The following is a 17,310-nucleotide window of genomic DNA, read 5'->3' as shown; positions in this document are numbered from 1 at the left end:
TACATAAATAATTTTATTTATATTGTAATTAATATATTTAAATAAAATTATAAATTTATAAAAAGACAAATACATTCTATACTTATGTAAGCACTTTCTAGTAAGATTCCTCTTCAATTAAGAGGAATCTTACTTAATTCTATACGCTTTTTGAGTATAGTACTTTATTTAATTTTTTCAAAGCTTTTTTTTCTATTCTTGAAACATAGGATCTAGATATATTTAAAAGTGCTGCTATTTCTCTTTGAGTCTTACATTTTCCATCTCTAAGTCCATATCTCATTATTATTATATCTCGCTCTCTCTTAGTTAAAGAATCTTCCATTTTACTATATAAAGCCTTTATTTCTAAATTACTTTCTACTTTTTCTAAAACTAAATCTTTTTCACTACTTAAAACATCTATTAAACAAATTTCATTTCCTTCTTTATCAACCCCTATTGGATCTTGAAGATAAACTTCTCCTTTTTGCTTTTTATTATTTCTAAAAAGCATAAGTATTTCGTTTTCTATACATCTAGATGCATAAGTAGCAAGCCTCGTTCCTTTATCAACATCAAAAGAATCTATTGCTTTTATAAGCCCAACTGTCCCTATAGATATAAGCTCATCTACATCTTTATTCGGAAACGAATATTTCTTAACTATATGTGCTACTAACCTTAAATTTTTTTCTATAAGTATACTTTTCGCTTTTTTATCACCATTCTTTAATAATCTTAAATATTTTTCTTCATCCTTTTCATTTAATGGAGTTGGAAAAGTATTATTGTTAGAAATATATCCTGTAAGAAAAAATGTGCTGCACAATAAATCAATAAAATTTGATATTACTAACATTGTATGCCTCCTCATAGTGCTTACTACTATACTATGTTTATAGTCGATTAAAATTTCTCTTATGGATATATAAAAGTCATGTTTTATAAAAAAACATGACTTTTAATTAACAGTATTTTTATTAGAAAAATTATTTACTCAATTCGCTTACTATATGACTAAATATAGGTGCTGCAACAGTTCCACCACCAATTGAATTTTCTCCATCTTCTGGTACATTAGGAACTAGAATATTCATAGTATAACTTTTTCCATTTAACTCAAATCCACCTATAAACCAACAATGTGTCTTATCTAAAAATGTTCCTGATCCGGTTTTACCATAAATAGTTTTTCCATCTACTTTAGCTTTTTCTCCTGTTCCATATAAAACAACATCTTTCATTCCTTCTTTAACCATACTACTAGTTAAATTACTAAAAACTATTTTTTTATCTATTTTATATTCAGTAACATTTTTTTCATTTGAATCTAATATATTTTCAACTATTTGCGGCTTTACGTAAACTCCATTATTTAAGAAAGTATTTATAGCTCCAATCATTTGTATAGGTGTAACTGTCATACTTTGCCCTATTGCTAAATTATCTATTCCAGCATCTTCTTCTTTAAAAGTTCCTACAGCTTCTTTTTTATTTTTACTTTCTATATCTAAAACTCTAGAATATAATCCTAATTTTTTTGCATATTCTATTAATTTTTTACTTCCTATTTGTTCACCAATTTCTCCAAATGCATCATTACAAGATTTTATAAGAGCATTTTTTGCACTTATATTTCCATGATACGTATTTTTACATTTTTTTAATTTACATTTAAACATTGTATTTGGAGTTATTACTCCTTCTTCTAATGCAGCTCCATAAGTTAGCAATTTATATATAGAACCCGGTTCATACCCTATTCCTTCCATACCTAAATTAATATTAGGATAACTTTCATCTTTTTGATTCATTGCTCTTATTTTACCTGTCTCTGTTTCTAAAAGCATTACACTTATATTATCATATTTAGAATACTTTTCATCTAAAAGAACTTTATTTATTTTTTCATCTATCTCTTTATCTATAGTTAATTTTATATTTTTATTTTTTTCATTTTCAACTAATCCTTTACTTGAATAAACTGTATTAGAATCTCTATAAAAGTTTACACTTGGAAGTTCATTATCTTTTATTTGACTTTGTAAGTTATAATCTAGAGTATTTTCTTTAGCCTCTACCTTATCTAAATTTGAGAACATCGCATCAATAGACCAAGCATCTTTTGTATCTTTTTTATCATAAATATATGTATAAACTCCTTTTACATTTTTTATTTCCTTTACTTTATCAAATGTTTCCTTAGATACTTTATAATAACTTTTCCCATGTGGTACTTTCATAATATCATTAAAACTAAAAGTACTTATTTCTTCTTTCATTATAAAATTAAATGCAAGAAGACCTTGAAGTGCTTCTCCATAATTATTTAATTTAAATGGTTTTGAATCTATAACTATAACATAATCTTTATTATAGTTATTTAAATCTTTTCCATTTGTATCTAAAAGCATATATTTCATATCACTTATTAATTCTGTTTGATGATTTGTATAATTCGCTTGGACTTTTTCAGTAGGCATAACTTGTAAAAAATATAGTCTTACACTTAACATAAAAAATATTACTATAAAAAACCCTCTTAATCCTTGAAATCTATTTATTTTTTTTATCAAAAAAACACCTCCCTTTTGGTAATTATCACCAAAAGAGAAGTGTTTTATTCTTATTTATTTAAGGTATCTTTAACTTTTGAAACCAATATATCTATAGCAACTTTATTATGTCCACCTTCCGGAACTATTATATCTGCATATCTTTTTGTTGGTTCTGTAAATTGCATATGCATAGGTCTAACAACCTCTAAATATTGCTCTACCACAGAATCAACAGTTCTTCCTCTTTCATTAATATCTCTAATTAATCTTCTAAGAATTCTTATATCTGCATCTGTATCTACATAAACCTTTATATCTAAAAGATCTCTTATTCTTTCATCTTCTAATATAAGTATTCCTTCAACTATTATTATTTCTTTAGGCTCAACTAAAACTGTTTCCTCTAATCTATTATGAATAGTAAAATCATAGATTGGCTTTCTTATAGATTCTCCATCAATTAATGATTTTAAATTTGATATTAAAAGTTCATTATCAAAAGCTTTAGGATGGTCATAATTTGTTTTAGTTCTTTCTTCCATTGTCAAATGATTTTGACTCTTATAATAAGCATCTTGCTGAATCATTGCTATACAATCTTCACTAAAACTATTGTATATAGCATCTGCTATTGTACTCTTTCCTGACCCAGTTCCCCCAGTTATTCCTATTAATATTGGTCTATTCATTAGTTATCCTCCTTAATTAGATCCTATCTCAATTGTATTCTTAGCTTTTATAAGCATATCATTTTCTTTAAGTGGTGAATCCACTTTTACTTTAAATATCATATGTGCTCTATTGGCAACATCTGTTTCTTTATTTTTTTCAACATCATACATATTTGTTAACTGTACATTGAAGTTTGGTGTATGTGCTCTTAACACATCTACTTTATCTCCTTCAAATACTCTATTTTTTTGAACAATAGTAGCTATTTTAGTTTCTTCATCATATTCCTTAACTATTCCTACTATTTCATAATCTCTTATATATGATGATTCTTCATAATTTTGCTCACCCATTTTTCCAAAATAGAAACCTGAATGATATGGTCTGTGGCTAACTTTTAAAAGTATATCCATCCACTCTTGTTTAAATCTATATCCTTCTGGATTTTCAAAATAACTATCTATTGCTTCTCTATAAGCTTTAACTACAGATGCAACATAGAACTCACTCTTCATTCTTCCTTCTATTTTAAATGAATCTATTCCACTTTGAACAAGCTCTGGAATATGTTTTATCATACATAAATCTTTTGAATTCATTATATATGTTCCTTTATCATCCTCTAAAACAGGGAAAAATTCATTTGGTCTAGTTTCTTCAACTAAATAATACTTATATCTACATACATTAGCACATGTTCCTTTATTAGCATCTCTTCCTATAAGATAATTAGATATTAAACATCTTCCTGAGTATGCCATACACATTGATCCATGAACAAAAGCTTCTATTTCACATTCTGAAGGTAAATGCTCTCTAAATCCTTTTATTTCATTAAAAGTCATTTCTCTTGCAAGAATTATTCTTTTTACACCTTGATCATACCAAAACTTAGCTGATCTCCAGTTAACTATATTAGCTTGTGTACTTATGTGAACATCTAAATTAGGTGCAACTTCTCTAGCTATAGCAATTATACCAGGATCTCCAACTATAATTGCATCTATTCCTAATTTTTCTATTCCTTTTATATATTCTTCTATTCCTGTGAAGTCAAAATTACGTGGGAATACATTCATTACTAAGTAAATTTTTCTTCCTCTATCGTGACAATATTTAACTGCTTCTTCTATTTCTTCATTAGTGAAATTTCCCGCAAAAGCTCTTAAATTAAGCTTACTTCCACCCATGTAAACAGCATCAGCTCCAAAATCTATTGCAATCTTTAATTTTTCAAGATTACCTGCTGGCGCTAATAATTCTGGTTTTTTCATATGATTACCTCCTTCTTGTTATAGCGATTCCATCTCCCATAGGTATTACAGATGTAACTAAACTTTCATCTTCATTAACCATTTCTAGATATGTTCTCATTCTTTTAACAATTGTTATTTTTCTTCTTTTAACTAATTCTTGTGATGGTACCATTCCTCTAAATAGTACATTATCAGCTATAATTATACCATCTTCCTTTAAAAGTCTTAAGCAATGAGGTAAAAAATGATTATAATGTCCTTTTCCTGCATCCATAAATATTAAATCAAATTCTTCATCTAGTTCGCTTAAAATATCTAAGCAATCCCCTTCTAAAATCTGAATTTTATGACTTAAATTAAATCTTTCTATATTTTTTTTAGCAAGAGATATCATCTCTTCGCTTCTTTCTATAGTTTTTATTTCAGGTTCAGTCTTTGAAGCTTCATACATTAAAATTGAAGAATAACCTATCGCAGTTCCAAGTTCTAATATCTTTAATGGCTTTTTCATTCCTACCATAAATTCTAAAAACTTCCCTGTTTCTTTTTGAACTATTGGAACACCATTTTCATGAGCAAAGTCCTCTAATTCCTTTGTCATTCCTTTGCTTTCTCCAATTAGTCCTCTTAAATAATTTTCCATATAATCATAAGTTATTCCGCTCATATATACCTCCAACTTTAGTAAACCTAATAATTAATTTGTTTTATTTAACTCTTCCTTTTTCTCTGAAAACTTTTGATATGAATCAGTAAAATAATGTTCTTTACCATTTAATATATAGTAAATTGCATTTGTTTTAGCTGGTTTTAATGCAGCTTCTATTGCTTTTATTCCCGGATTACAAATAGGTCCTATTGGCAATCCTTTATGAAGATAAGTATTATATGGTGATTGTACTTTTAAATCTTTATAATAAACTTTATCTACATGTTTTCCTAAAGCATATATAACAGTTGCATCAATTTGTAATGGCATATTTATAGCTAATCTATTATCTATAACGCCTGATACAAGTTCCATATCTTTAAAAGTATTTGCTTCTCTCTCTATAATTGATGCTTTTGTAACAATATTATCTATTTGACTTTGGTCTGTTGTAACACCTGTTTGTTGTTCTGCTTCTTTTAAAACATTTTGAAATTCATCTATCATAGTTTTTATAACTTTATCTGGTTCTTCACCTCTCGCAAATTCATATGTATCTGGGAACAAGTAACCTTCTAATGCAAATCTTCTACCTTTTTCTTTTTTAACATAACTAGGTAAAGGATATTTTTGTACTGCACTTAAAAATTCTTCCTTAGAAAATAAGCCCACTTCTTGGAATGTATCTGCAATTTGTTCTATAGTATACCCCTCAGGTATAACTACCTTTATTGTATCTTGAGTATTCAAAATATTAATAAATTGCTTTAATGATACATCATTTGGTATAGTATATACTCCTGGTGTAATTTTAGGAGTTATACCATTTAATTTTACATATAATTTTATAAGAGTTTCATTTTTTATAAGGTTTTTGTTTGATAAATCATCTAACAATCCATAGAAACTTTCTCCAGATTCTATAGTTATGTTAACATTCTCTTTAGATGTGAAGGGTTTATTTGCAATTGAATAATAAATAGCTCCAAATATTATTATGGCTAATACTATTACTCCTATTACACTCCCTGCAATGATTTTTTTCAAATGCTTCATAAAAAAAATCCCCCTGTATATAAAAGTAAATAGCCAAGAATCGGCTATTTACTATATTATAATACTTTCTTTTACTTTTATAAAGATAATTAAATTACTTTTTTCTGTTATTTCTTTTTCTTTGATTTGGATCTAATTCAATTTTTCTCATTCTTATATTTTGTGGAGTAACTTCAACTAATTCATCACTATTAATAAATTCTAAAGCTTGCTCTAGAGTCATTTCAATTGGTGGAACTAATTTTAATGCTTCATCTGATCCTGATGCTCTTGTATTAGTAAGTTTTTTACCTTTACATACATTTATATCTAAGTCATCAGCTCTTCCACAAACTCCAACTATCATACCTTGGTATACAGGAACTCCAGCACCTATAAATAATGAACCTCTTTCTTGGGCATTAAATAATCCATAAGCAATTGAATCACCTTGTTCAAATGATACAATTGATCCTCTATTTCTTCCTGGAATTTCTCCTTTATAAGGTGCATATCCATGGAATACGTGATTCATAATTCCGTTACCTTTAGTATCAGTCATAAATTCATTTCTAAATCCTATAAGACCTCTAGCAGGAATAACAAACTCTAATCTTGTATATCCATTAACTGCTGATGTCATATTAACCATTTCACCTTTTCTTGGTCCCATTTTTTCCATAACTGGTCCCATGAACTCTTCAGGAACATCTATAGTTAAATATTCCATCGGCTCCATTTTCTTACCATTTTCTTCTTTGAAAATAACGTTAGCTTTTGATACTTGTAATTCATATCCTTCTCTTCTCATTGTTTCAATAAGAACTGATAAATGAAGTTCTCCTCTTCCTGAAACTTCGAAACAATCTGGAGTAATTTCTTTAACTCTTAAACTTACGTTAGTTTCAAGTTCTTTCATTAATCTATCTCTTAAATGTCTTGAAGTTATAAACTCACCTTCTTGACCTGCAAATGGTGAATCATTTACCATAAAGTTCATGCTAAGAGTTGGCTCATCAATTTCAACAAATGGAAGTGCTTCTGGATTTTGAGTATCAGCAATTGTTTCTCCTATATTTGCATCTGGTACACCAGCTAAAGCAACTATGTCTCCAAATCCAGCTTCTTCTGTTTCAACTCTTTTTAATCCATCATAAACAAATAATGCACTTACTCTATAATTTGAGCTTGAACCATCTTTTCTTACAAGAGTAACTTGTTGATTCTTTTTAACTTTTCCTCTATGAATTCTTCCAAGTGCTATTCTTCCAACATACTCATTTGAATCTAATGTAGTTACTAGCATTTGAAGTGGAGCATCTATATATCCTTCTGGACAATCAACTTTTTCTAAAATTGTATCAAATAAAGGAATCATATCTTCATTTGTATCTTCAACTTCATATCTTGCAAATCCGTTTCTAGCTGAAGCATATATAATAGAGAAGTCTAATTGTTCATCATTTGCTCCAAGTTCTAGGAATAATTCAAATACTTCATCGATAACTGCTTCTGGTCTAGCATCTGGTTTATCAATTTTATTTATAACAACTATTGGCTTAAGCCCTAATTCTAATGCTTTTTTAAGAACAAATTTTGTTTGTGGCATTGGACCTTCATATGAGTCTACAACTAACAAAACTGAATCAACCATTTTAAGTACACGTTCAACTTCTCCACCAAAATCAGCATGTCCTGGTGTATCAACAATATTTATTTTTACATCATTATATTTAATTGATGTATTTTTTGAAAGAATTGTTATTCCTCTTTCTTTTTCTAAATCATTTGAATCCATTACTCTTTCTGCTACTTTTTCATTGTCTCTAAAAGTATGACTTTGTTTAAGTAATGCATCAACTAATGTAGTTTTACCATGGTCAACGTGTGCTATAATAGCAATGTTTCTTATATCTTCTCTCTTAATTAGTTCCATCTTTTTCCCTCCATATTTTCTAGCTTTACTCAATCTATAAAATTATATGTAAACCTATAACATTTTTTTTCAAAAAGAAAATTGGATACAAAAGTACCCAATTTCCAACACTATTTTATATTCTAATATTAACCTTTTAAAAAGTCAATATAATTCCTTTTCTAATTTAGCTTTATATTTTCTAAATTTCCATAATTATAGGTAAAATCATTGGCTTTCTCTTAGTCTTTTCATAAAGATAATTTCTTAATTCATCTCTGATTTTTCCTTTTATTGTTGCCCAATCAGTTATTTTGTTTTCTTCACATTCAGATAAAACTTCTTTTACAATATCTCTAGCTTCATCCATTAATCCTTCTGATTCACGTACATATACGAAACCTCTTGAAATTATATCTGGACCAGCTATTACAGATGCACTTTCTCTATCAAGAGTTACTACAACTGTTAATATTCCATCTTGTGAAAGATGTTTTCTATCTCTTAAAACAATATGTCCTACATCTCCAACTCCAAGTCCATCAACAAGTATTTGCCCTGATGTAACACTTCCATTTTTCTTTATTAAATTTCTAGTAATTTCAATTACATCTCCTGTTTCAGGAAGAACATAATTTCTTTCTCCAAGTCCCATTTTAACAGCTAATTCAGCATGTTGCTTAAGATGTCTATATTCACCATGAACTGGAATAAAGAATTTTGGTCTTACTATTGTTTGTATAAGTTTTAATTCTTCTTGACAAGCATGACCTGAAACGTGAACATTTTGATCAGATCCATAAACAACTTCTGCACCTTTTTTACATAATTGATTTATAACCTTTGCTACATGTTTTTCATTTCCTGGAATTGGTGTAGCTGAAAGTATAACTGTATCACCTTCAACAATAGTTATTTTTCTATGCTCTGATGCAGCCATTCTTGATAGAGCAGACATTGGCTCTCCTTGGCTTCCTGTTGTTATAATAACAATATCTTCATTATTATATTTAGCAGTTTGATCAATAGTTATTAAAGTATCTTTTTCCATATTTAAATAACCTAGTTCAATTGCTACTTGAAGTATATTTTCCATACTTCTTCCTGATACTGCAACTTTTTTACCATACATTTCTGCTGCATTTATTATTTGCTGAACTCTATGAATATTAGAAGCAAATGTTGCAACTATTATTCTTCCTTTAGCTTTTCCAAATAATCTTTGTAAAGTCTCCCCTACAATACTTTCTGATCTAGTATATCCTGGTTTTTCAACATTAGTTGAATCTGCCATCATAACAAGAACTCCTTTTCTTCCAAGTTCAGCTAATCTAGCAAAATCAGTTCTACCTCCATCAATTGGTGTATGGTCAATTTTAAAATCACCTGTGTGTAATACTACTCCAAGTGGTGTGTGAATAGCTATAGCTACTGAATCTGCTATTGAATGGTTTGTTTTTATAAATTCAACAGTAACATTCTGTAACTTAACTTTATCTTTTGGCTTAACTCTTACTAATTCTGTAGTCGCTAATAATCCGTGTTCTCTAAGCTTTGTTTCGACTATTCCTATAGTAAGCTTAGTTCCATATATAGGTACATTAATTTGCTTTAAAAAATAAGGTAATGCTCCTATATGGTCTTCATGTCCGTGTGTTAAAAATATTCCTCTTATTTTATCTTGTTTTTTTACTAAATATGATATATCAGGTATTACTATATCTACACCATACATATCTACATCTGGGAATTTAAGCCCACAGTCTACAATTACTATATCTTCTTTATATTCTATAACTGTAAGGTTTTTCCCAATTTCATCGATACCACCTAAAGGAATAATTTTAACCTTAGCTCTCTCTGTTTTCATACTTCCCCTCCTTTTTATTATTTATAAACAAAGGATTTTATCTTACCGTAAGATTTTCCTTTAATTATTTTTCTTTTGACATTCATCACAAGTTCCAAAAAACTTTAAATTGTGATCCTTTATTTTAAATTTATATTTATTTTCAACCCTATGCTCAAGTTCATCTAATAAGTCTTCTTCAACTTCGAATACTTTATTGCATTCATTACATATAAGATGATGATGTCTGTGATGCTCATCTTCATGAATTATTTCATATCTACTACATCCATCACTTAAATCTAATCTTGATAAAAGGTTTATATCTTCTAAAAGTAAAACTGTTCTATATACAGTTGCAAGACCTATTTCTGGACAGTCTTTCTTTACTTCATCATAGATTTCTTCAGCTGTCATATGCTTTCCTTCATTTTTTATTATTGTATCTACGATTGCTCTTCTTTGAGGCGTTAGCTTATAACCTTTTTGTTTTAAGCTTTCTTTTAATTCTTGCATATCAACTGAGACATTATTTTTCATTTACAACACCTCTTTATATCTTTTAATTTATTCTTCTTGCATAAGAAGCCCATATGCTTCTTCTACCATTTCAAACTCTGCTTCATTTTCAATTGTAACTAATTCTTCATTTCCATCTTCGTCTTTTAATACTTTGAATACTACAGCTTCTTCTTCTCCATCTTTAATAGCTACAACATATTCAGAATTTATATCATCTATTTTAAGATAAGTTACAACCTCTAATTTTTCTTCATTTCCATTTTCATCAATTACATCTATAAATTGTACATCGTTTTCCATCTTAAACTCTCCTTTTATATTTTAATTTTTTTTATATCATATTGTCAATAATTATTTTCAATTAATAATCAATTGATTATCACATATATTCTACTTAGCTATCAAATCTAAATATCCTTGTAATATATATGTTGCAGCAACTTTATCAACAATTTTTTTTCGTTTACTTCTTGAAAGATCTGCTTCAAGCATTGCTCTATGAGCAGCTACTGTTGTAAGTCTTTCATCCCAAAATATTATTTCTAAATCTATTACTTCTTTTAGCGCTTCAGAGAATTCTTTTATTTTTTCTCCTGCAAATCCAATTGAACCATCCATATTTTTAGGTAGTCCAATTACTATTTTTTCTATTGAATATTCATCACATATTTTCTTAACTTCTAATATATCTTGTGATTTTTTTGTTCTTCTTATTGTTGTTATTCCTTGTGCTGTAAATCCTAAAGGATCTGAAATTGCAACTCCAACTGTTTTTTGGCCAACATCCAAACCAAGTATTCTCATTTATTCCTCCTAGCCTAAAAATAAAAGTGCCCACAATAGGGCACTTTTTTATTCTATCTCTAAATAAGATTTTATAACTTCTTCAAGAATTTCGTCTCTCTCAAGTTTTCTTACTAAAGCTCTTGCTCCATTGTAATTTGTAATGTAAGTAGGGTCTCCTGAAATAAGATAACCAACAAGCTGATTTATAGGATTATACCCCTTTTCCTTAAGTGAATTATATACTTCACTTAAAATTGCTTTTGTTAACGCTTCTCTGTTTTTTAATAGATCAAATTGCATTGTACGTTCTAAATTATTATTCATATCATGCGCTGCTATGCAGCTCCACCCCCTCACTTTATTAAAGGATTTATCTTTAATACTCTTTCTAGTATTAACAAATAATTTTTTATTTATGCAAACTTTACTATTTAATTATAACCTATATTTTTTTAAAAGTACACTACTTTACTAAACTTTGGATTACTTCATAAGCTTTTTCCATTGCTTTATCTATATTTTCTGGTGATTTTCCTCCTGCTTGAGCCATATCAGGTCTTCCACCACCGCCACCGCCAACTACAGTAGCAACTTCTTTAATTATTTTTCCACAATGGATTCCATTGTTAATTACATCTTTAGTTGACATAGCTACAAGATTAACTTTTCCAGAAGCTTTACTTAAAAGTACTACAACTCCTGAACCAATTTTATTTCTTATTTTATCTCCTAAATCTCTTAAAGCATTTCCATCAACATCTTCTAAAGCATATACTACTACTTTAACTCCATTTATATCTTTAGCTGAGTTAATTATATCATCTTCAGCTCCTGAAGTTAATTTTGCTTTTAATTCATTTATTTCTTTTTCTTTTTCTTTTATTTCTGATGCTTGACCTTGAATTCTCTTTATTATATCTTTTTCATTACATTTTAATGTAGTACAAGCATTTTTTAACGTATTTTCTTTTTCTTCCATATATTTTATAGCTTCAAATCCTGTTATAGCTTCTATTCTTCTCATACCAGCCGCAACACCTGATTCGTTAACTATTTTAAATAATCCAATTTCACCTGAATTACATACGTGTGTTCCACCACATAATTCTATTGAATAATCTCCAACTTCTACAACTCTAACTAAATCTCCATATTTATCATCAAAAAGTGCCATAGCGCCTTTATTTTTAGCTTCTTCAAGAGTCATTTCATTTGTATCTACATTAAATACATCCATTATTTTTTCATTTACTAAGTCTTCAACTTTTCTTAGTTCTTCTGGAGTTACTCCTTGGAAGTGAGTAAAATCAAATCTTAATCTTTCTGAATCAACATATGACCCTGCTTGGTTTACATGTTCTCCTATAACTTCTCTTAATGCTTCATGTAACATGTGAGTTGCTGTATGGTTTTTACAAATTGATTTTCTTCTCTTAACATCTATTGCAAGAATTCCTTTATCTCCTACTTTTACTTCTCCTTCTTGAACTTTTACATAGTGAACAATTTTTCCACCAACATTTTTCTTTGTATCATATACAAATATTTTAAAATTATCACTAGTTATAGTTCCTTTATCTCCAACTTGACCTCCCATTTCTGCATAAAAAGGAGTTTTATCTGTAACTATAAATCCTTTTTCACCTTCTACTAAGCTTTCTCTTACTTCTTCATCAGTGCCTAAGAATAAAATTTCACCTTCTATTTGGCTTTTTTCATATCCTAAAAATTCAGTTTCTATTTCTCCTGGAACTGAGTTTACTGGTGAATCTTCACCACCCATATACGTAAATTCGCCTCTTGCGCTTCTAGCTCTCTCTCTTTGTGAATTCATTTCTTTATCGAAGGCTTCTCTATCTATAGACATTCCTTTTTCTTCAAGGATTTCTTCTGTTAATTCATAAGGGAATCCATAAGTGTCATAAAGTTTAAATGCTTTTTCTCCACTTAATACATTCTCTTTTGAAGCTTTTAATTCATCAATATATCCTAAAAGTATTCCCATACCAGAATCTATTGTTTCATTAAATCTTTCTTCTTCAAGAGTTATTATTTTCTTTATATAATCATTTTTTGAAATTAATTCGTCATATTCTCCACCATAGTTATCTACTACTGATTGAACTACTTCATTTAAGAATATTCCTTTTATTCCAAGAACTCTACCATGTCTTGCTGCTCTTCTTAGAAGTCTTCTTAAAACATATCCTCTACCTTCATTACTTGGTTGAATTCCATCACAAATCATCATAGTTACACTCTTAACATGATCAGTTATTATTCTTAATGAAATATCCTTTTTAGGATCTTCTCCATATTTAACTCCTGAAAGTTTAGAAACAGTTCCCAATATATTTTTAACTGTATCAATTTCAAATATATTATCTACTCCTTGCATTATAGTTGCTATTCTTTCAAGTCCCATTCCTGTATCTATATTAGGATTTTGTAATCTTTCATAATTTCCTTTTCCATCACCATCAAATTGAGTGAAAACAAGATTCCAAAATTCTATAATTCTATCATTATCACTTTCACGTACAAATTCTTCAGCTGAAGTTACAGCTCCTTTACTTGGATCTTTATCAAAGTGAATTTCTGTACATGGACCACATGGACCAGCTCCGTGTTCCCAGAAGTTGTCTTCTTTTCCTAACCTAAATATTCTATTTGTATCTATATCAGTAGATTTTTCCCATATTTCAAAAGCTTCATCATCTTCTAAATATATAGTTACATATAATCTATCTTTTGGTATTTCTAATTCTTTTGTTATGAATTCCCAAGCCCATGGAATTATTTCTTCTTTAAAATAATCTCCAAATGAAAAGTTTCCTAACATTTCAAAGAAAGTTCCATGTCTTGATGTTTTTCCTACATTTTCTATATCTCCAGTTCTAATACATTTTTGACATGTTGTTATTCTTTTTCTTGGTGGCTCTTGTAATCCTGTAAAATAAGGTTTTAAAGGCGCCATTCCAGCATTTATTAATAATAAGCTTTTATCATTCTTTGGTACAAGAGAAAAGCTTTTTAATCTTAAATGATCTTTACTTTCAAAAAATTTTAAATATGATTCTCTTAAATCATTAGTTCCTATAAATTTCATAAAATTACCTCCATTTTTATATAAAAAAAGTTCCCGTCACTTGCAATAAAACAAGGGACGAAAACGTAAATTTCCGCGGTACCACCCTAATTATGTAGTTTATTCTACACCACTTTAAATTATAAGCTCCTAGGTAGCTTCAATTTATTTGAAATAAAAGTTTTCACCAAACACTTTCTCTCTAAAATTTCAAAATTAAATTTACTCATCCTAATCATAGCCTTAAATATTAATTTAACTAACAAAATTATATTTTATATATTTTCTTCTGTCAATATTCTATCTTTTTATTTTAAAAAATATAGTAATTTATATCATCATAAATAACTTTTATTATTACTGCTAATGGAATAATAAATATCATTCCTCCTATACCTCCTAATTTTTCTCCTAATATAAGGAGAACTATGATTATCATAGGATGTATGTCTGTGCTATCTGCTGTTACTTTTGGTGCAATTAAATTTCCTTCAATTTGTTGAACTATTAGTATTCCTATTATAGTCCAAATTGCTAGAGATGGTGATTGAATAAGAGCTAAAAAAACTGCTGGAATTCCTCCAAATATTGCTCCAAAATAAGGAACTATATTAAAGACTCCATTTATAACTGCTAGTAAGAAAGTAAATTTTAAACCTAATGCCCAAAATAAGAAAAATGATAAAATAGTTGTGATTCCACAAAGTACGATTTGACTTAATATATATCTTTCCAAAAGAATATTTATGTCCTTAAATATTTTTCTTATTAAATTTCTTTTTCTTATTGGTATTAACATATAAAGACTATTTGCAATTTTATCTCCATCACTTAGAAAATAATAACTTAAAATTGGTATTATTATATATGAAAGAATATTTTTAGATAAATTTATTATAAAATCTAAGCTTTCATATGATAAATTTGCTAAAAATCTCCACATTTTTTCTTGACCTTGATTATACAAAGTATTAATAACTGTATTATTATTTAATCTTAAATTTTTCTCAAATTCTATAAAATAAAGATTTAACTTTTCAAAAATTTCACCAATATTCCCTGCTTCATTAATTAATTTTGGAATAGTAACTACTATAAATACTGTAATTAATAAAATTAATCCTACAAGTATTATTAATGTAGAGATTCGTTTAGATAATCCAAACTTATTTTTTAATATATCTCTTAAAGGTTTTAATACATATGCTATTATGGCAGATATAATTATTAAATTTATTAATTCACTTATTATTTCTACTTTAAAATATAAAAAAAATAGAATTACTATTAAAAATGTTACTCCTAATATAAATGATATTTTTTTAAGCTTTTTCTTTTCTACCATCCTCTCTATTCACCAACCCTTTAGCTAAAATCTTTAATTCAATATTTTTATTTCCTATGTACATAATTGATTGTTCTCCCAAAATACAATCTTCAATTAAAAATATTTTTTTACCTTTTATTATTTCTTCTATTATTCCAGTGGACACTATTAAGCCTACTATATTATAATTTTCTCTATTTATTATCAAATCTTCTAAGACCCCTAACATATGTCCATTTAAATTTAATATTTCTAATCTTTTTATATCCTTAAAATAAAGTCCATTAAATTTAACAGACTCTTCTATTATTACTTTCTCATTTATAGATATAACTTTATCTATAGGAACAAAGTTTTTTTTTGAAAATAAACTGCTTAATGAAAGTTTAAAACCTATAATTTTTCCACAAAAAAAATCTAAAACTAAATCTTCAATTATTCCTAAATATTTACCTTCCTTATCATAAACTTTTTTCATGTAGAAATATTTGCTTCTAATCACTTTAAATACCTCCAGATTTAATACCATTATTTTACCCAGTTCCCATTTTTATATGCAAAAAAAGAGTTGACATAAGTCAACTCTTTTAATATTAAGCTAAGCCTTCTATAACTCCGCCACCTACAACTATTTCTCCATCATAAAATACAACAGATTGCCCTTTTGTGATAGCTCTTTGCTCATCTTCAAATACTACTTTAACTTTTCCATTATTTAATGGAATTATTGTAGCAGGAGCTGGTTTTGCTGCATATCTTACTTTTGCTTGAACTTTCATTGGTTCTTCTAAAGTATCAAATGGAATAAAATTCACATCTTTTGCAACTAAAGCATTTTTAAATATATTTTCCTCTGAACCAAGAATAACTTCATTTTTCTTAGCATTTATTCCAATAACAAATACTGGTTTTCCTAATGCTAATCCTAATCCTTTTCTTTGTCCAATTGTATAGTATACTATTCCTTTATGTCTTCCTAGTATATTACCTTTTTCATCTACAAAATTTCCTTCTTTAACTTCTTCTGGTCTAGCTTCTTTTATATATCTTCCATGATTATTATCATGAATAAAACATATTTCTTCACTATCTTTTTTATTATGAACAGCTAGACCTATTTCTTTAGCTATTTCTCTTATTTTATCTTTTGTATATTCACCACAAGGCATAAGTGTGTGAGCTAATTGATCTTGAGTTAAATTATATAATGCATAAGTTTGATCTTTTCTATCATCATCTGATCTTATAAGAAGATATCTACCATCTCTTTCTTCAACTTTTGCATAATGTCCTGTTGCCACATATTCAGCCCCAATTCCTCTAGCTTTTTGTAATAATTCATCAAATTTTAAGTACTTATTACAAGCTATACAAGGATTTGGAGTTTTTCCATCTATGTATTCTTGAACAAAATAATCTATAACTTTCTCTTTAAATGATTTTCTAAAATTAAAAACATAAAAAGGTATATCTAATTTTGCAGCAACTCTTCTAGCATCTTCTACTGCTGAAAGTGAACAACAACCACCTTCTCTTTCTTCAAATTCAGCATCTTCTTGCCATACTTGCATAGTTATACCTATTACATCATATCCTTGTTTTTTTAAAAGGTAAGCAGCGACGGAGCTATCTACTCCGCCGCTCATACCTACGACAACCTTTTTCTTCATA

At 28.0% G+C, this 17,310-nt stretch carries 16 protein-coding genes and 1 other annotated feature; all 16 genes read right to left on the bottom strand.

Annotated features, from left to right (window positions below):
• Positions 1 to 139 precede the first annotated feature (139 nt).
• Positions 140 to 841: an RNA polymerase sporulation sigma factor SigK gene (gene sigK, locus CLTHE_RS06580; RefSeq protein ID WP_080022542.1), complete on the bottom strand. Its 702-nt coding sequence runs from the start codon at positions 839 to 841 to the stop codon at positions 140 to 142.
• Positions 842 to 971: 130 nt separating this feature from the next.
• Positions 972 to 2,558 (bottom strand): penicillin-binding transpeptidase domain-containing protein, encoded by a 1,587-nt coding sequence (locus CLTHE_RS06575; RefSeq protein WP_080022541.1) that lies wholly within the window; start codon positions 2,556 to 2,558, stop codon positions 972 to 974.
• Between the two features lie 50 nt (positions 2,559 to 2,608).
• A complete protein-coding gene (gene udk, locus CLTHE_RS06570) occupies positions 2,609 to 3,229 on the bottom strand; it encodes a uridine kinase (RefSeq protein WP_002597378.1) in 621 nt (206 codons plus the stop codon).
• Positions 3,230 to 3,241: 12 nt separating this feature from the next.
• Positions 3,242 to 4,486 (bottom strand): peptidase U32 family protein, encoded by a 1,245-nt coding sequence (locus CLTHE_RS06565; RefSeq protein WP_080022540.1) that lies wholly within the window; start codon positions 4,484 to 4,486, stop codon positions 3,242 to 3,244.
• Positions 4,487 to 4,490: 4 nt separating this feature from the next.
• Positions 4,491 to 5,135: an O-methyltransferase gene (locus CLTHE_RS06560; RefSeq protein ID WP_080022539.1), complete on the bottom strand. Its 645-nt coding sequence runs from the start codon at positions 5,133 to 5,135 to the stop codon at positions 4,491 to 4,493.
• 30 nt (positions 5,136 to 5,165) lie between these two features.
• Positions 5,166 to 6,173, bottom strand: coding sequence for an endolytic transglycosylase MltG (mltG, locus tag CLTHE_RS06555; protein ID WP_080022538.1), 1,008 nt, complete (start codon positions 6,171 to 6,173; stop codon positions 5,166 to 5,168).
• A 94-nt stretch (positions 6,174 to 6,267) separates the two neighbouring features.
• Complete coding sequence (gene typA, locus CLTHE_RS06550) at positions 6,268 to 8,088, bottom strand: translational GTPase TypA (RefSeq protein ID WP_002597374.1); 1,821 nt, start codon at positions 8,086 to 8,088, stop codon at positions 6,268 to 6,270.
• 181 nt (positions 8,089 to 8,269) lie between these two features.
• A complete protein-coding gene (locus CLTHE_RS06545; protein WP_002597373.1) occupies positions 8,270 to 9,937 on the bottom strand; it encodes a ribonuclease J in 1,668 nt (555 codons plus the stop codon).
• A gap of 60 nt (positions 9,938 to 9,997) precedes the next feature.
• Positions 9,998 to 10,456 (bottom strand): Fur family transcriptional regulator, encoded by a 459-nt coding sequence (locus CLTHE_RS06540; RefSeq protein ID WP_002597372.1) that lies wholly within the window; start codon positions 10,454 to 10,456, stop codon positions 9,998 to 10,000.
• A gap of 27 nt (positions 10,457 to 10,483) precedes the next feature.
• Complete coding sequence (locus CLTHE_RS06535) at positions 10,484 to 10,738, bottom strand: DUF1292 domain-containing protein (protein WP_002597371.1); 255 nt, start codon at positions 10,736 to 10,738, stop codon at positions 10,484 to 10,486.
• A 90-nt stretch (positions 10,739 to 10,828) separates the two neighbouring features.
• Complete coding sequence (ruvX, locus tag CLTHE_RS06530; protein WP_080022537.1) at positions 10,829 to 11,242, bottom strand: Holliday junction resolvase RuvX; 414 nt, start codon at positions 11,240 to 11,242, stop codon at positions 10,829 to 10,831.
• A gap of 48 nt (positions 11,243 to 11,290) precedes the next feature.
• A complete protein-coding gene (locus CLTHE_RS06525) occupies positions 11,291 to 11,548 on the bottom strand; it encodes an IreB family regulatory phosphoprotein (protein WP_002597369.1) in 258 nt (85 codons plus the stop codon).
• 139 nt (positions 11,549 to 11,687) lie between these two features.
• A complete protein-coding gene (gene alaS / locus CLTHE_RS06520) occupies positions 11,688 to 14,333 on the bottom strand; it encodes an alanine--tRNA ligase (RefSeq protein WP_080022536.1) in 2,646 nt (881 codons plus the stop codon).
• Between the two features lie 50 nt (positions 14,334 to 14,383).
• Positions 14,384 to 14,560 (bottom strand) — a binding site (T-box leader).
• Between the two features lie 65 nt (positions 14,561 to 14,625).
• Positions 14,626 to 15,657, bottom strand: coding sequence for an AI-2E family transporter (locus tag CLTHE_RS06515; RefSeq protein WP_080022535.1), 1,032 nt, complete (start codon positions 15,655 to 15,657; stop codon positions 14,626 to 14,628).
• Complete coding sequence (locus tag CLTHE_RS06510; RefSeq protein ID WP_080022534.1) at positions 15,635 to 16,141, bottom strand: PRC-barrel domain-containing protein; 507 nt, start codon at positions 16,139 to 16,141, stop codon at positions 15,635 to 15,637. The genes CLTHE_RS06515 and CLTHE_RS06510 overlap by 23 nt, the downstream gene beginning before the upstream one ends.
• A 91-nt stretch (positions 16,142 to 16,232) precedes the next feature.
• The gene (gene mnmA / locus CLTHE_RS06505; RefSeq protein WP_080022533.1) at positions 16,233 to 17,309 is read right to left on the bottom strand and encodes a tRNA 2-thiouridine(34) synthase MnmA; all 1,077 of its coding nucleotides are present in this window, start codon (positions 17,307 to 17,309) and stop codon (positions 16,233 to 16,235) included.
• Position 17,310: the final 1 nt, after the last annotated feature.

It is taken from the genome of Clostridium thermobutyricum DSM 4928 (genome assembly GCF_002050515.1).
Classification (GTDB): Bacteria; Bacillota; Clostridia; order Clostridiales; family Clostridiaceae; genus Clostridium; species Clostridium thermobutyricum.
Note: the sequence above shows the minus strand (reverse complement) of the source record. Positions and strands in the feature narration are given on the sequence as shown.